The organism is Streptomyces sp. ATexAB-D23 (assembly GCF_000373645.1).
Taxonomy (GTDB): Bacteria; Actinomycetota; Actinomycetes; order Streptomycetales; family Streptomycetaceae; genus Streptomyces; species Streptomyces castrisilvae.
Genome location: NZ_KB892021.1, coordinates 49737 through 65473, shown reverse-complemented (window position 1 = coordinate 65473; position 15737 = coordinate 49737). Strand labels below are relative to the sequence as shown.

13 protein-coding genes are annotated in these 15737 nt (G+C 69.6%); all 13 read right to left on the bottom strand.

Going from position 1 to position 15737, the window contains the following annotated elements; translation table 11 throughout:
• Nucleotides 1–73: 73 nt before the first annotated feature.
• Genes nuoN through B082_RS0119545 form a run of 13 tightly spaced genes read right to left on the bottom strand, consistent with a single transcriptional unit; the run spans nucleotide 74 to nucleotide 15731 of the window.
• On the bottom strand, nucleotides 74–1738 hold the full coding sequence (gene nuoN / locus B082_RS0119605) for an NADH-quinone oxidoreductase subunit NuoN (protein WP_086023931.1): 1665 nt from the start codon (nucleotides 1736–1738) through the stop codon (nucleotides 74–76).
• A complete protein-coding gene (locus tag B082_RS0119600; protein WP_018553516.1) occupies nucleotides 1735–3306 on the bottom strand; it encodes an NADH-quinone oxidoreductase subunit M in 1572 nt (523 codons plus the stop codon). The genes nuoN and B082_RS0119600 overlap by 4 nt, the downstream gene beginning before the upstream one ends.
• A 4-nt stretch (nucleotides 3307–3310) precedes the next feature.
• Nucleotides 3311–5206 carry an NADH-quinone oxidoreductase subunit L gene (gene nuoL / locus B082_RS0119595; RefSeq protein ID WP_018553515.1) on the bottom strand — a complete coding sequence of 632 codons (1896 nt, stop codon included), beginning with the start codon at nucleotides 5204–5206 and terminating at the stop codon, nucleotides 3311–3313.
• Nucleotides 5207–5220: 14 nt separating this feature from the next.
• Nucleotides 5221–5520, bottom strand: a complete 300-nt coding sequence (gene nuoK / locus B082_RS0119590) for an NADH-quinone oxidoreductase subunit NuoK (protein ID WP_018101339.1) — start codon at nucleotides 5518–5520, stop codon at nucleotides 5221–5223.
• Nucleotides 5517–6344: an NADH-quinone oxidoreductase subunit J gene (locus B082_RS0119585; RefSeq protein WP_018553514.1), complete on the bottom strand. Its 828-nt coding sequence runs from the start codon at nucleotides 6342–6344 to the stop codon at nucleotides 5517–5519. Before B082_RS0119585 ends, nuoK begins: the two co-directional genes overlap by 4 nt.
• Complete coding sequence (gene nuoI, locus B082_RS0119580) at nucleotides 6341–7042, bottom strand: NADH-quinone oxidoreductase subunit NuoI (protein WP_018553513.1); 702 nt, start codon at nucleotides 7040–7042, stop codon at nucleotides 6341–6343. Before nuoI ends, B082_RS0119585 begins: the two co-directional genes overlap by 4 nt.
• On the bottom strand, nucleotides 7035–8438 hold the full coding sequence (nuoH, locus tag B082_RS0119575) for an NADH-quinone oxidoreductase subunit NuoH (protein ID WP_018553512.1): 1404 nt from the start codon (nucleotides 8436–8438) through the stop codon (nucleotides 7035–7037). The genes nuoI and nuoH overlap by 8 nt, the downstream gene beginning before the upstream one ends.
• Nucleotides 8435–10942, bottom strand: coding sequence for an NADH-quinone oxidoreductase subunit G (locus tag B082_RS0119570; protein ID WP_018553511.1), 2508 nt, complete (start codon nucleotides 10940–10942; stop codon nucleotides 8435–8437). The genes nuoH and B082_RS0119570 overlap by 4 nt, the downstream gene beginning before the upstream one ends.
• Nucleotides 10939–12303, bottom strand: coding sequence for an NADH-quinone oxidoreductase subunit NuoF (gene nuoF / locus B082_RS0119565; RefSeq protein ID WP_018553510.1), 1365 nt, complete (start codon nucleotides 12301–12303; stop codon nucleotides 10939–10941). The genes B082_RS0119570 and nuoF overlap by 4 nt, the downstream gene beginning before the upstream one ends.
• The gene (gene nuoE / locus B082_RS0119560; protein ID WP_018553509.1) at nucleotides 12303–13118 is read right to left on the bottom strand and encodes an NADH-quinone oxidoreductase subunit NuoE; all 816 of its coding nucleotides are present in this window, start codon (nucleotides 13116–13118) and stop codon (nucleotides 12303–12305) included. The genes nuoF and nuoE overlap by 1 nt, the downstream gene beginning before the upstream one ends.
• Before the next feature lie 29 nt (nucleotides 13119–13147).
• Nucleotides 13148–14470 carry an NADH-quinone oxidoreductase subunit D gene (locus B082_RS0119555; RefSeq protein WP_018553508.1) on the bottom strand — a complete coding sequence of 441 codons (1323 nt, stop codon included), beginning with the start codon at nucleotides 14468–14470 and terminating at the stop codon, nucleotides 13148–13150.
• Nucleotides 14470–15180 (bottom strand): NADH-quinone oxidoreductase subunit C, encoded by a 711-nt coding sequence (locus B082_RS0119550; RefSeq protein ID WP_018553507.1) that lies wholly within the window; start codon nucleotides 15178–15180, stop codon nucleotides 14470–14472. The genes B082_RS0119555 and B082_RS0119550 overlap by 1 nt, the downstream gene beginning before the upstream one ends.
• On the bottom strand, nucleotides 15177–15731 hold the full coding sequence (locus B082_RS0119545; RefSeq protein WP_018553506.1) for a NuoB/complex I 20 kDa subunit family protein: 555 nt from the start codon (nucleotides 15729–15731) through the stop codon (nucleotides 15177–15179). Before B082_RS0119545 ends, B082_RS0119550 begins: the two co-directional genes overlap by 4 nt.
• Nucleotides 15732–15737 lie beyond the last annotated feature (6 nt).

Here is a 15737-nt window from a genome sequence, read left to right as displayed (position 1 = left end):
GGCGCCGCCTACGACAACGCCGGACGGGCTTGGAAGTCAAGCCCGTCCGGCGGCGTCCGGCAACAGCTTCCGGCTACCTCACGAACACCCCGGCCTGGCTCGCCAGGTCCAGGAAGTACTGCGGGGCCAGGCCCAGCACCACGGTGACGGCCACGCCGACGGCGATCGTGGTCATCGTCAGCGGGGACGGGACGGCGACCGTGGGGCCGTCCGCCTTCGGCTCGCTGAAGAACATCAGCACGATGACCCGGATGTAGAAGAACGCGGCGATCGCCGAGGAGATCACACCGACCACGACCAGACCGCCCGCGCCGCCGTCCGCCGCCGCCTTGAACACGGCGAACTTCCCGGAGAAGCCCGAGGTGAGCGGAATACCGGCGAAGGCCAGCAGGAACACCGCGAAGACCGCGGCGACCAGCGGCGAGCGCCGGCCGAGCCCCGCCCACTTCGACAGGTGCGTCGCCTCGCCGCCCGCGTCCCGCACCAGCGTGACGACGGCGAAGGCGCCGACCGTCACGAAGGAGTACGTGCCGAGGTAGAAGAGGACGGACGAGATGCCCTCGGGGGTGGCCGCGATGACACCGGCCAGGATGAACCCGGCGTGCGCGATCGAGGAGTAGGCCAGCAGCCGCTTGATGTCGGTCTGGGTGATCGCGACGATCGCGCCGCCCACCATCGTGACGATCGCGATGCCCCACATGACCGGCCGCAGGTCCCAGGTGAGGCCCGGCAGCACCACGTACAGCAGGCGCAGCAGCGCGCCGAACGCGGCGACCTTGGTGGCCGCGGCCATGAAGCCGGTGACCGGGGTCGGGGCGCCCTGGTAGACGTCCGGGGTCCACATGTGGAACGGGACGGCGCCGACCTTGAAGAGCAGGCCGGTCAGGATCATCGCGCCGCCGATGAGCAGCAGCGCGTCGTTGCCCATGGTGTCGGCGAGCGCCGGGTCGATCTTCTGGATGGAGCCGTCGACCACGGTCGCGATCTGGGCGTACGAGACGGAGCCCGCGTACCCGTAGAGGAGGGCGATCCCGAAGAGCAGGAACGCCGAGGAGAACGCGCCGAGCAGGAAGTACTTCACCGCGGCCTCCTGCGACATCAGCCGCTTGCGGCGGGCGACGGCGCACAGGAGGTAGAGCGGGAGGGAGAAGACCTCCAGGGCCACGAACAGCGTCAGCAGGTCGTTGGCCGCCGGGAAGACCAGCATGCCGGCCACCGAGAACAGGACGAGCGGGAAGACCTCGGTGGTGGTGAAGCCGGCCCGGACCGCGGCCTTCTCGCTGTCGCTGCCGGGCACGGACGCGGCCTGCGCCGCGAAGGAGTCCACCCTGTTCCCGTGCGACTCCGGGTCGAGCCGCCGTTCCGCGAAGGTGAAGACCGCGACCAGGGACGTCAGCAGGATGACTCCCTGGAGGAACAGGGCCGGTCCGTCGACGGCGATGGCGCCCATCGCGGCGATGTGCGCCTTGGTCGTCCCGTATCCGCCGGCCGCCAGGCCGACCACCGCGGCGAACGCGGCGACCAGGGCGACGACGGTCAGGAAGACCTGTGTGTAGTAGCGGGCCCGGCGCGGCACGAAGGCCTCGACGAGCACGCCGAGGACGGCGACGCCGATCACGATCAGGACCGGGGTCAGCTGGGTGTACTCGATGACCGGGGCGTTGAACTTCTCGTCCGGGGCGGCAGTCGTCACCCCGCCCGCCGTCGTCCACAGACTGTGGACAGCTGTTGCGCTCACTTGGCGGCCTCCACCTCGGGCTGGGGGTCCTTCTTCTGTACGTCCGACATGGTGTGCCGCACCGCCGGATTGACGATGTCCGTCAGCGGCTTCGGGTAGACACCCAGGAAGAGCAGGAGCGCGATCAGCGGGACGACCACCGCGAGCTCACGGACCTTGAGGTCCGCCATGCCCTGCACCTCCGCCTTGACCGGCCCGGTCATGGTCCGCTGGTAGAGGACCAGGACGTAGATCGCGGCGAGCACGATGCCGGTGGTGGCGATGATGCCGACCACCGGATACGCGGCGAACGCGCCGACCAGGACCAGGAACTCGCTGACGAACGGGGCGAGCCCCGGCAGCGACAGCGTGGCCAGGCCGCCGATCAGGAAGGTGCCGGCCAGGACCGGGGCCACCTTCTGCACTCCGCCGTAGTCGGAGATGAGCCGCGAGCCGCGCCGGGTGATCAGGAAGCCCGCCACCAGCATCAGCGCGGCCGTCGAGATGCCGTGGTTGACCATGTACAGCGTCGCGCCCGACTGGCCCTGGCTGGTCATCGCGAAGATGCCCAGCACGATGAAGCCGAAGTGCGAGATGGACGCGTAGGCGATCAGCCGCTTGATGTCGCGCTGGCCGACCGCGAGCAGTGCCCCGTAGACGATGCTGATCAGCGCCAGGACCAGGATCACCGGCGTCGCCCACTTGCTGGCCTCCGGGAAGAGCTGGAGGCAGAAGCGGAGCATCGCGAAGGTGCCGACCTTGTCGACGACGGCGGTGAGCAGCACGGCGACCGGGGAGGTCGCCTCGCCCATGGCGTTGGGCAGCCAGGTGTGCAGCGGCCACAGCGGGGCCTTCACCGCGAAGGCGAAGAAGAACCCGAGGAACAGCCACCGCTCGGTGCTGGTCGCCATGGTGAACGAGCCGTTGGCGCGGGCCTCGGCGATCTCGGAGAGCGAGAACGAGCCCGCGACCACGTAGAGCCCGATGACCGCGGCCAGCATGATGAGGCCGCCGACCAGGTTGTAGAGGAGGAACTTGACCGCGGCGTACGAGCGTTGTGCCGCCGCGTTCTCGTCGCTCCCGGCGTGGGCCCGGTCCCCGAAGCCGCCGATGAGGAAGTACATCGGGATGAGCATGGCTTCGAACAGGATGTAGAAGAGGAAGACATCGGTGGCCTCGAAGGAGAGGATCACCATCGCTTCGACCATCAGGATCAGCGCGAAGAAGCCCTGGGTGGGGCGCCAGCGGGAGGACTGTGTCTCCAGGGGATCGGCGTCGTGCCAGCCGGCCAGGATGACGAAGGGGATCAGCAGCGCGGTGAGCGCCATGAGCGCCACCCCGATGCCGTCCACGCCCAGCTCGTAGCGCACGCCGAAGTCCTTGATCCAGGCGTGCGATTCGGTGAGCTGGAAGCGGTCGCCGCCGGGCTCGAAGCGGGCGAGCGCGATGCCCGCGAGCACGAGCGTGGCCAGCGAGAAGACCAGCGCCAGCCATTTGGCGGTGGTGCGCCTGGCCGCCGGGACCGCGGCGGTGGCGATCGCGCCGATGGCCGGGAGCGCCGCCGTCGCTGTCAGGAGGGGAAAGGACATGTGATCAGACCGCCCTCATCAGCAGGGTCGCGGCGATGAGAACCGCCGTACCGCCGAACATCGAGACCGCGTAGGAGCGGGCGTAGCCGTTCTGCAGTTTGCGCAGTCGGCCGGAGAGCCCGCCCATCGAGGCGGCCGTGCCGTTGACGACGCCGTCGACCAGGGTGTGGTCGACGTAGACCAGGGAGCGGGTCAGGTGCTCGCCGCCGCGGACCAGGACCACGTGGTTGAAGTCGTCCTGGAGGAGATCACGGCGCGCGGCCCGGGTGAGCAGCGAGCCGCGCGGGGCGACCACGGGCACCGGCTTGCGGCCGTACATCACCCAGGCGATGGCGACACCGACGACGAGCACCACCATGGTGGCGGCCGTGACGGTGGCCGCGCCGACCGGGGCGTCCCCGTGGTCGTGGCCGGTGACGGGCTCCAGCCAGTGCAGGAAGCGGTCGCCGATGGAGAAGAAGCCGCCCGCGAAGACCGAACCGAAGGCCAGGACGATCATGGGGATGGTCATGGACTTCGGGGACTCGTGCGGGTGGGGCTCGTGGCCCTCCCCGTCGGGCTGCCAGCGCTTCTCGCCGAAGAACGTCAGCAGCATCACTCGCGTCATGTAGAACGCGGTGATCGCGGCGCCCAGCAGCGTCACGGCGCCGAGGATCCAGCCCTCGGTGCCGCCCTTGGCGAAGGCCGCCTCGATGATCTTGTCCTTGGAGAAGAAGCCGGACAGACCGGGGAAGCCGATGATCGCGAGGTAGCCGAGCCCGAAGGTGACGAAGGTGACCGGCATGTACTTCCGGAGGCCGCCGAACTTCCGCATGTCGACCTCGTCGTTCATGCCGTGCATGACCGAACCGGCGCCGAGGAAGAGCCCCGCCTTGAAGAAGCCGTGCGTCACCAGGTGCATGATCGCGAAGACGTAGCCGATGGGGCCGAGCCCGGCGGCCAGGATCATGTAGCCGATCTGCGACATCGTGGAGCCGGCGAGGGCCTTCTTGATGTCGTCCTTCGCGCAACCGACGATCGCACCGAAGATCAGCGTGACCGCGCCGACGACCACGACGACCAGCTGGGCGTCGGGGGCGGCGTTGAAGATCGCGCCCGAGCGGACGATGAGGTAGACACCGGCGGTGACCATGGTGGCGGCGTGGATCAGGGCCGAGACCGGGGTCGGGCCCTCCATCGCGTCACCGAGCCAGGACTGCAACGGCACCTGGGCGGACTTGCCGCAGGCGGCCAGCAGCAGCATCAGGCCGATCGCCGTCAGCTTGCCCTCGCTCGTCTGGCCGGTCGCCTCCAGGACGGGGCCGAAGGCGAACGTGCCGAACGTGGTGAACATCAGCATGATCGCGATCGACAGGCCCATGTCGCCGACGCGGTTGACCAGGAACGCCTTCTTGGCGGCGGTGGCCGCGCTGGGCTTGTGCTGCCAGAAGCCGATGAGCAGGTACGACGCCAGACCGACGCCCTCCCACCCGACGTACAGCAGCAGGTAGTTGTCGGCGATGACCAGGATCAGCATCGCCGCGAGGAACAGGTTCAGATAGCCGAAGAAGCGGCGCCGGCGCTCGTCGTGCTCCATGTAGCCGATCGAGTAGATGTGGATCAGCGTGCCCACACCGGTGATCAGCAGGACGAAGGTCATCGACAGCTGGTCGAGCTGGAAGGCCACATCGGCCTGGAAGCCCTCGACCGGAATCCAGCTGAACAGCTTCTGGTGCAGCGCCCGGTCCTCGGCGCCCTTGCCGAGCATGTCGGTGAAGAGCACCACGGCGACGACGAACGAGGCGGCGGCGAGCACGGTGCCGAGCCAGTGCCCGGCACGGTCGAGGCGCCGGCCGCCGCACAGCAGCACCGCCGCTCCGAGCAGGGGCGCCGCGACAAGCAGCGCAATCAGGTTCTCCACAGTTCAAGCGCCCCTTACAGCTTCATCAGGCTGGCGTCGTCGACCGAGGCCGAGTGGCGGGAACGGAACAACGACACGATGATCGCGAGCCCGACCACGACCTCCGCGGCAGCGACGACCATCGTGAAGAAAGCGATGATCTGGCCGTCGAGGTTGCCGTGCATACGGGAGAAGGTGACGAACGCGAGGTTGCAGGCGTTGAGCATCAGCTCCACGCACATGAACACCACGATCGCGTTCCGCCGGATCAGCACCCCGGCCGCGCCGATGGTGAACAGCAGGGCGGCGAGATAGAGGTAGTTGACCGGATTCACTTGGCGACCTCCTCTTCTTCGGTGTCCCGGCCGAGCCGCTCACCGGAGCGCTGCTCCAGTGCCTTGAGGCCGGCCAGTGATTCGTGGGACACGTCGCGCATCTGGCCGCGCTTGCGCAGCGTCTGCATGACGGTGAGTTCGGACGGGGTGCCGTCGGGGAGCAGGCCCGCGATGTCCACCGCGTTGTGCCGGGCGTAGACGCCGGGGGCGGGCAGCGGCGGGAGGTGCTGTCCGCGCACGCGCTCCTCGGACATCTCCCGCTGGGTCTTGGCCCGTTCGGTGCGCTCGCGGTGCGTGAGCACCATCGCGCCGACGGTCGCGGTGATCAGCAGGGCGCCGGTGATCTCGAAGGCGAAGACGTACTTGGTGAAGATGAGGCTGGCCAGCCCCTCCACGTTTCCGCCGTGCACGGCGTTGGCGGTGCCCAGGCCGTTGAAACTCGTCAGCGAGGCGTTGCCGATTCCGGCGATCAGCAGGATGCCGAAGCCGACGCCGCATCCGGCGGCCAGCCAGCGCTGGCCCTTGATGGTCTCCTTCAGCGAGTCCGCCGCCGTGACGCCGACGAGCATGACCACGAAGAGGAACAGCATCATGATCGCGCCGGTGTAGACGACGATCTGCACGATGCCGAGGAAGTAGGCGCCGTTGGCGAGGTAGAACACCGCCAGGATGATCATCGTCCCGGCGAGGCTCAGCGCGCTGTGCACGGCCCTCTTCATCAGCACGGTGGACAGGGCGCCGATCACGGCGACCGTGCCGAGCACCCAGAACTGGAAGGCCTCGCCGGTCGAGGTCTGTGAGGCCGCTGCGGCCAGGCCGGTCATGCGTCCACCTCCTGCGTGGCGCCGTTGCTCTCGCCGGCCTCGTCGGACGGCTTCTCACCCTTGGAGACGGCGAGCTGGCGCTCCGTACCGGGGGCGGCCTCGGTGACCAGGCCCCGGTAGTAGTCCTGTTCGTCCATGCCGGGGAAGATCGCGTGCGGGCTGTCGACCATGCCTTCCTCCAGGCCCGCGAGCAGCTCGTCCTTGGTGTAGATGAGGCTCTCGCGGGTGGTGTTGGCGAGCTCGAACTCATTGGTCATCGTGAGCGCCCTGGTCGGGCACGCCTCGATGCACAGTCCGCAGAGGATGCAGCGCGCGTAGTTGATCTGGTAGACGCGGCCGTAGCGCTCGCCCGGGGAGTAGCGCTCCTCCTCGGTGTTGTCCGCGCCCTCCACGTAGATCGCGTCCGCCGGACAGGCCCAGGCGCACAGCTCGCAGCCGACGCACTTCTCCAGGCCGTCCGGATGGCGGTTGAGCTGGTGGCGGCCGTGGAAGCGGGGCGCCGTCACCTTCGGCGTCTCCGGATACTGCTCGGTGAGCCGCTTCTTGAACATGGCCTTGAAGGTCACGCCGAAGCCGGCCACCGGATTCAGGAACTTGTCCTCCGAGGACTGGGAGGACTGCGAGGACGCCGTCGACCCCGTCGGCCCGGTGGACTCCGCCGGCCTCTTGGACCCCGGCGAATCAGGCAGTTCAGACACCGTCGGCCTCCTTTCCGTCACTCGGATTTCCGTCACTCTGAGTATCCACGCCACCACTGACAACGAGCTCCCGCTCGCGGCGCGGCCTGCGCCGCGGCACGGGCGGCAGGGTCTGTCCGGGCAGCGGCGGCACCGGGAATCCGCCCGCCATCGGGTCGAACGCCGGTTCCGGGCCCGCCTCGGCGGCCGCGGCCTTCTCCTTCTTGTCGCGGAAGATGTCGACCACGAACGAGATCAGCAGGACCGCGATCACGGCCCCGGCCACATAGAGCAGGATCTTCGAGAAGTCGTGGCCCTCGTTGCGCAGCGCCCGCACCGTCGCGACCAGCATCAGCCAGACGACGGAGACCGGGATCAGGACCTTCCAGCCCAGCTTCATCAGCTGGTCGTAGCGGACACGGGGCAGCGTGCCGCGCAGCCAGATGAAGAAGAACAGCAGCAGCTGGACCTTGAGGACGAACCAGAGCATCGGCCACCAGCCGTGGTTCGCGCCCTCCCAGAAGGTGCTGACCGGCCACGGGGCCCGCCAGCCGCCCAGGAACAGGGTCACCGAGACCGCCGAGACGGTCACCATGTTGACGTACTCGGCGAGCATGAACATCGCGAACTTGATCGACGAGTACTCGGTGTTGAAGCCGCCCACGAGGTCGCCCTCGGACTCCGGCATGTCGAACGGGGCGCGGTTGGTCTCGCCGACCATCGTGACGATGTAGATGATGAAGGAGACCGGCAGCAGGATGACGAACCAGCGGTCCTCCTGCGCCTCCACGATCTTCGAGGTCGACATCGACCCGGAGTAGAGGAAGACCGAGGCGAACGCGGCACCCATCGCGATCTCGTACGAGATCATCTGCGCGCAGGAGCGGAGTCCGCCGAGCAGCGGGTACGTCGACCCGGAGGACCAGCCGGCCAGCACGATGCCGTAGATCCCGACCGAGGCGACCGCGAGGATGTACAGCATCGCGATCGGCAGGTCGGTGAGCTGCATCGCCGTACGGTGGCCGAAGATCGAGACCTCGTTGCCGGACGGGCCGAAGGGGATCACCGCGATCGCCATGAACGCCGGGATCGCGGCGATGATCGGGGCGAGGACGTAGACGACCTTGTCCGCCCGCTTGACGATGACGTCTTCCTTCAGCATCAGCTTGATGCCGTCGGCGAGCGACTGGAGCATGCCCCAGGGGCCGTGCCGGTTGGGGCCGATGCGCAGCTGCATCCAGGCGACGACCTTGCGCTCCCACACGATGGAGAACAGCACGGTCACCATCAGGAACGCGAAGCAGAAGACGGCCTTGACGACGACGAGCCACCAGGGGTCGTTGCCGAACATCGACAGGTCCTCGGCGGCGAGCACCGCGCTGTGCGGTTCCGCGGCCAGTTGAGCGAAGGCGGTCACGCCCGCACCTCCGGTGTGACGTCGGGAGTACCGGGAGCGGCGGGGCCGATCCGGACCAGGCCGCCGGGGCGGGCCCCGGTCGTGGCCGGCACGCCCCGCCCGACGGAGTTCAGCGGCACCCAGACCACGCGGTCCGGCATGTCGGTGACCCGGAGCGGGAGTTCGACGCTGCCCGCGGGGCCGGAGACGGCCAGCAGGTCGCCGTCCTTGACGCCGGTCTCGGCCGCGGTGGTGGCGGAGAGCCGGGCCACCGCCTCGTGCCGGGTCCCGGCCAGCGCGGTGTCGCCCTCCTGGAGCCGGCCCAGGTCGAGCAGCATCCGGTGGCCCGCGAGGACCGCCTCGCCGTCACCGGGCCGGGGCAGCGGCTGCGCCGAGGCGCGCGGCTCGTCCGCGTATCCGCCCTGCCAGCCGCCGAGCCGGTCCAGCTCGCGGCGGGCGGCCTTCAGGTCCGGCAGCGCGAAGTGGACGTCCATGGCATCGGCCAGCATGTGCAGCACCCGGGCGTCGCCGGGGGCGAGGTTGCGGGTCATCTGCTCGGGCTTCAGCGCGGCCTCGAACATCCGCGCCCGGCCCTCCCAGTTGAGGAAGGTGCCGGACTTCTCGGCGACCGCGGCGACCGGGAGCACCACGTCGGCGCGGTCGGTGACCTCGCTGGGCCGCAGCTCCAGCGAGACCAGGAAGCCGACCCGGTCCAGGGCCTCCAGGGCCCGCGCCGGGTCGGGCAGGTCCTCGGTCCCGACGCCGCCCACGAGCAGCGCGCCCAGCTCACCGGTGGCCGCGGCCTCGATGATCTGGCCGGTGTCGCGGCCGAAGCGGGACGGGAGTTCGGCGACGCCCCAGGCGGCAGCGACCTCGTCGCGGGCCCGCGGGTCGGTGGCGGGGCGGCCGCCGGGCAGCAGCGACGGGAGCGCGCCCGCCTCCACCGCGCCGCGTTCGCCCGCCCGGCGCGCAATCCACACCAGGCGCGCCCCGGTCGCGGTCGCCGCCCGTACCGCGGCGGTCAGCCCGCCGGGCACTCCGGCCAGCCGCTCACCGACCACGATCAGCGCGCCCTCACCGCGCAGCGCCTCGGCCGCCACGGCACCGTCGCCGTCCAGGCCGACACCGCCCGCGATGGCGTCCAGCCACTCCGTCTCCGTACCGGGGGCGGCGGGCAGCAGCGTGCCGCCCGCCTTCTCCAGGCCGCGGGTGGCGTGCGAGGCGACGGAGAAGGTGCGCTGCCCGCCCTTGCGGTGGGCCTTGCGCAGCCGCAGGAAGACGCCGGGGGCCTCCTCCTCCGACTCGAAGCCGACCAGCAGCACGGTCGGCGCCTTCTCCAGCGAGGTGTACGTGACACCGCTGCCGTCCAGATCCTTACCGCGCCCCGCGACCCGGGCCGCCAGGAAGTCGGCCTCCTCGCTGCTGTGGACCCGGGCCCGGAAGTCGATGTCGTTGGTGTCCAGGGCGACCCGGGCGAACTTGGCGTACGCGTAGGCGTCCTCGACGGTCAGCCGGCCGCCGGTCAGGACACCGGTCCTGCCGCGCGCCCCGGCCAGCCCCTCGGCCGCCGCGGTCAGCGCCTCGGGCCAGCTCGCCGGTTCCAGCTCGCCCGACTCGCCCCGCACCAGCGGGGTGGTGAGCCGGTCGCGCTGCTGGGCGTAGCGGAAGCCGAAGCGGCCCTTGTCGCAGAGCCACTCCTCGTTGACCTCGGGGTCGTTGGCCGCGAGGCGCCGCATGACCTTGCCGCGCCGGTGGTCGGTGCGGGTGGCGCAGCCGCCGGCGCAGTGCTCGCACACCGAGGGCGTCGACACCAGGTCGAAGGGGCGGGAGCGGAATCGGTACGCCGCCGAGGTCAGCGCGCCGACCGGGCAGATCTGGATGGTGTTGCCGGAGAAGTACGACTCGAACGGGTCGCCCTCGCCGGTACCGACCTGCTGGAGCGCGCCGCGCTCGATCAGCTCGATCATCGGGTCGCCCGCCACCTGGTTGGAGAACCGGGTGCAGCGCGCGCACAGCACGCACCGCTCGCGGTCCAGCAGCACCTGGGTGGAGATCGGGACGGGCTTCTCGTACGTCCGCTTCTTCCCGTCGAAGCGGGAGGTCGCGTCGCCGTGCGACATCGCCTGGTTCTGGAGGGGGCACTCGCCGCCCTTGTCGCAGACCGGGCAGTCCAGCGGGTGGTTGATGAGCAGCAGCTCCATCACGCCGCGCTGCGCCTTGTCGGCGACCGGCGAGGTGATCTGCGACTTGACGACCATGCCGTCGGTGCAGGTGATGGTGCAGGACGCCATCGGCTTGCGCTGGCCCTCGACCTCGACGATGCACTGGCGGCAGGCGCCGGCCGGGTCGAGGAGGGGGTGGTCGCAGAAGCGCGGGATCTCGATGCCGAGGAGTTCGGCGGCGCGGATGACCAGGGTGCCCTTGGGCACGCTGATCTCGATGCCGTCGATGGTCAGCGTGACCAGGTCCTCGGGCGGGATCGCCGCTTCGCCGCCCCCGGAGGGCGCACTCGTGGTGACTGTCATGCGTTCACCCCCTGGGGTGCGTTCTTGTCGTCGGCCCAGAGGGTCGACCTGGCGGGATCGAAGGGGCAGCCCTTGCCGGTGATGTGCTGCTCGTACTCCTCGCGGAAGTACTTCAGCGAGGAGAAGATCGGCGAGGCGGCGCCGTCGCCGAGGGCGCAGAACGACTTGCCGTTGATGTTGTCGGCGATGTCGTTCAGCTTGTCGAGGTCGGACATCCGGCCCTTGCCGGCCTCGATGTCGCGCAGCAACTGGACGAGCCAGTACGTCCCTTCGCGGCAGGGTGTGCACTTGCCGCAGGACTCGTGCGCGTAGAACTCGGTCCAGCGGGTGACGGCCCGCACCACGCAGGTCGTCTCGTCGAAGCACTGGAGCGCCTTGGTGCCGAGCATGGATCCGGCCGCGCCGACGCCCTCGTAGTCGAGGGGCACGTCGAGGTGCTCCTCGGTGAACATCGGGGTGGAGGAGCCGCCCGGGGTCCAGAACTTCAGGCGGTGGCCGGGGCGGATGCCGCCGCTCATGTCGAGGAGCTGGCGCAGCGTGATGCCGAGCGGGGCCTCGTACTGGCCGGGGCCCGCGACGTGGCCGCTGAGCGAGTAGAGCGTGAAGCCCGGGGACTTCTCGCTGCCCATCGACTTGAACCAGTCCTTGCCCTTGTTCAGGATCGCGGGAACCGAGGCGATGGACTCGACGTTGTTCACCACGGTGGGGCAGGCGTAGAGACCGGCGATGGCGGGGAAGGGGGGCCGCAGCCGGGGCTGGCCGCGCCGTCCTTCGAGCGAGTCGAGGAGTGCGGTCTCCTCACCACAGATGTACGCGCCGGCGCCCGCGTGCACGGTGAGCTCCAGATCGAGCCCGGAGCCCAGGATGTCCTTGCCGAGGTAGCCCGCCTCGTACGCCTCGCGTACGGCCTCGTGCAGCCTGCGCAGCACGGGGACGACCTCGCCGCGCAGGTAGATGAAGGCGTGCGAGCAGCGGATCGCGTAGCTGGCGATCACGATGCCTTCGATGAGGCTGTGCGGGTTGGCGAAGAGGAGCGGGATGTCCTTGCAGGTCCCCGGCTCCGACTCGTCGGCGTTGACCACCAGGTAGTGCGGCTTGCCGTCGCCCTGCGGGATGAACTGCCACTTCATCCCGGTGGGGAAGCCGGCGCCGCCGCGTCCGCGCAGACCGGAGTCCTTGACGTACGCGATGAGGTCGTCCGGGGACATGGCGAGGGCCTTGCGCAGCCCCTCGTACCCGTCGTGGCGGCGGTAGGTGTCCAGGGTCCAGGAATCCGGCTGGTCCCAGAAGGCGGACAGGACAGGTGCGAGAAGCTTCTCGGGGCTGGTCCCGTTCTGGTCGATTTCGGCGGCCAACGTCATCACTCCCCCTCCTCGGCTGCGGGTCCTGCCGGGTTGTCCGGGTCGGATGCCGAGGTCTGCTGCGGCGCGTCATGGGAGCTGAGGTGCTCGGCGCCCTTCTGCGGTTCGTCGCGCGGGGCCTCGCCGCGCGGGCCGACCACGCGGGCCTGCGGCGCGGCCTCGCCCTTGGCGAGCTTGAGGCCGATCAGCGAGGCGGGGCCCGCGCCGCCGGTCGCCGCGACGGCGCCGGGGCGCTCGTCGGGGAAGCCGGCCAGGATGCGGGCGGTCTCCTTGTACGTGCAGAGCGGGGCGCCACGGGTGGGTTCGACGGTGCGGCCGGCGATCAGGTCGTCGACGAGGCGCGTGGCGCTCTCGGGCGTCTGGTTGTCGAAGAACTCCCAGTTGACCATCACGACGGGCGCGAAGTCGCAGGCGGCGTTGCACTCGATGTGTTCGAGGGTGACCTTGCCGTCCTCGGTCGTCTCGTCGTTGCCGACGCCGAGGTGCTCCTTGAGCCGGTCGAAGATCGCGTCGCCGCCCATCACCGCGCAGAGCGTGTTGGTGCAGACGCCGACCTGGTAGTCGCCGCTCGGCTTGCGCCGGTACATCGTGTAGAAGGTGGCGACCGCGGTGACCTCGGCGGTGGTGAGGCCGAGCAGCTCGGCGCAGAACGCCATGCCCGTACGGGAGACGTACCCCTCCTCGGACTGCACGAGGTGCAGCAGCGGCAGGAGCGCGGAGCGGCTGCCGGGGTAGCGGGCGATCACCTCCTTCGCATCCGCTTCGAGCCTGGCGCGCACCTCGGCCGGGTAGGCGGGGGCGGGGAGCTGCGGCATCCCCAGACTGACTTCGCTACGTGCTTCGGTCACCGGTCGACGCCTCCCATCACGGGGTCGATGGATGCGACGGCGACGATGACGTCGGCGACCTGGCCGCCCTCGCACATCGCCGCCATGGCCTGGAGGTTGGTGAAGGACGGGTCGCGGAAGTGGACCCGGTAGGGGCGGGTCCCGCCGTCGGAGACGACGTGCACGCCGAGTTCGCCCTTGGGGGACTCGACGGCGGTGTACGCCTGTCCGGCGGGGACCCGGAAGCCCTCGGTCACCAGCTTGAAGTGGTGGATCAGGGCCTCCATGGAGGTACCCATGATCTTCTTGATGTGGTCCAGCGAGTTGCCGAGGCCGTCCGGGCCGAGCGCGAGCTGCGCGGGCCAGGCGATCTTCTTGTCGGCGACCATGACCGGACCGGGTTCGAGCCGGTCGATGCACTGCTCGATGATGCGCAGCGACTGGCGCATCTCCTCCAGGCGGATGAGGAAGCGGCCGTAGGAGTCGCAGCTGTCCGCCGTGGGGACGTCGAACTCGTAGTTCTCGTACCCGCAGTAGGGATCGGTCTTGCGCAGGTCGTGCGGGAGTCCGGCGGAGCGCAGGATCGGGCCGGTGGCGCCGAGCGCCATGCAGCCGGTGAGGTCGAGGTAGCCGACGTCCTGCATGCGGGCCTTGAAGATGGGGTTGCCGGTGGCGAGCTTGTCGTACTCCGGCAGGTTCTTCTTCATGGTCTTCACGAACTCGCGCAGCTGGTCGACCGCGCCCGGGGGCAGGTCCTGGGCGAGGCCGCCGGGGCGGACGAACGCGTGGTTCATGCGCAGGCCGGTGATCAGCTCGAAGAGGTCGAGCACCAGCTCCCGGTCGCGGAAGCCGTAGATCATGATCGTGGTGGCGCCGAGCTCCATGCCGCCGGTGGCGATGCACACCAGGTGCGAGGAGAGCCGGTTGAGCTCCATCAGGAGCACGCGCAGGACGGTGGCCCGGTCGGGGATCTGGTCCTCGATGCCGAGGAGCTTCTCGACGCCCAGGCAGTAGGCCGTCTCGTTGAAGAACGGCGTCAGGTAGTCCATGCGCGTGACGAAGGTGGTGCCCTGCGTCCAGCTGCGGTATTCGAGGTTCTTCTCGATGCCGGTGTGGAGGTAGCCGATGCCGCAGCGGGCCTCGGTGACGGTCTCGCCGTCGATCTCCAGGATCAGCCGGAGCACGCCGTGCGTGGACGGGTGCTGGGGGCCCATGTTGACGATGATGCGCTCGTCGTCGGACTTGGCCGCGGTCTCGACGACCTCGTCCCAGTCGCCTCCGGTGACCGTATATACAGTCCCCTCGGTGGTCGCACGAGGTGTTGCACGGGGAGTGGTCATCAGGAGTACGACCTCCGCTGGTCCGGAGCCGGGATCTGGGCGCCCTTGTACTCGACGGGGATGCCGCCGAGCGGGTAGTCCTTGCGCTGCGGGAAGCCCTGCCAGTCGTCCGGCATCATGATCCGGGTGAGGGCGGGGTGCCCGTCGAAGACGAGCCCGAAGAAGTCGTACGCCTCGCGCTCGTGCCAGTCGTTGGTCGGGTACACCGCGACCAGGGACGGGATGTGCCGGTCGTCGTCCGGCGTGGAGACCTCCAGCCGGATGAGCCGGCCGTGGGTGATCGAGCGCAGGTGGTAGACGGCGTGCAGCTCGCGGCCCTTGTCGCCGGGGAAGTGGACGCCACTCACCCCCGTACAGAGCTCGAAGCGCAGGGCCGGGTCGTCGCGCAGGGTCCTGGCGACGGTCGGCAGGTGCTCGCGGGCGATGTGGAAGGTGAGTTCGCCCCGGTCGACGACGGTCTTCTCGATGGTGTTCTCGGGGACGAGGCCCTGTTCCTCCAGGGCGCCTTCGAGTTCGTCGGCGACCTCGTCGAACCAGCCGCCGTACGGCCGCGAGGAGGAGCCGGGCAGGGCCACGGTACGGACGAGGCCGCCGTAGCCGGAGGTGTCGCCGCCGTTGTCGGCGCCGAACATCCCCCGGCGTACGCCGATGACCTCGCCGTGCTCGTCGCGCGGGGCGGGAACGGCGGAGCCGTTGTGCTCGTCGCTCATCGCAGCAGCCCCTTCATCTCGATCAGGGGCAGTGCGTTGAGGGCCGCCTCCTCCGCCTCGCGGGCGGCCTCCTGCGCGTTGACCCCGAGCTTGGAGCCCTGGATCTTCTGGTGCAGCTTGAGGATCGCGTCCATCAGCATCTCGGGCCGCGGCGGGCAGCCCGGCAAATAAATATCAACCGGGACAATATGATCAACACCCTGAACAATGGCGTAATTGTTGAACATTCCGCCCGATGACGCGCAGACGCCCATGGAGATGACCCACTTGGGGTTGGGCATCTGGTCGTAGACCTGCCGCAGGACGGGCGCCATCTTCTGGCTCACCCGCCCGGCCACGATCATCAGGTCCGCCTGCCGCGGCGAGCCGCGGAAGACCTCCATGCCGAACCGGGCCAGGTCGTAGCGGCCCGCCCCGGTCGTCATCATCTCGATGGCGCAGCAGGCGAGGCCGAAGGTGGCCGGGAAGACGGAGGACTTCCGCACCCAGCCGGCCGCCTGCTCGACAGTGGTCAGAACGAAGCCGCTCGGCAGCTTCTCTTCGAGTCCCATGGTGTG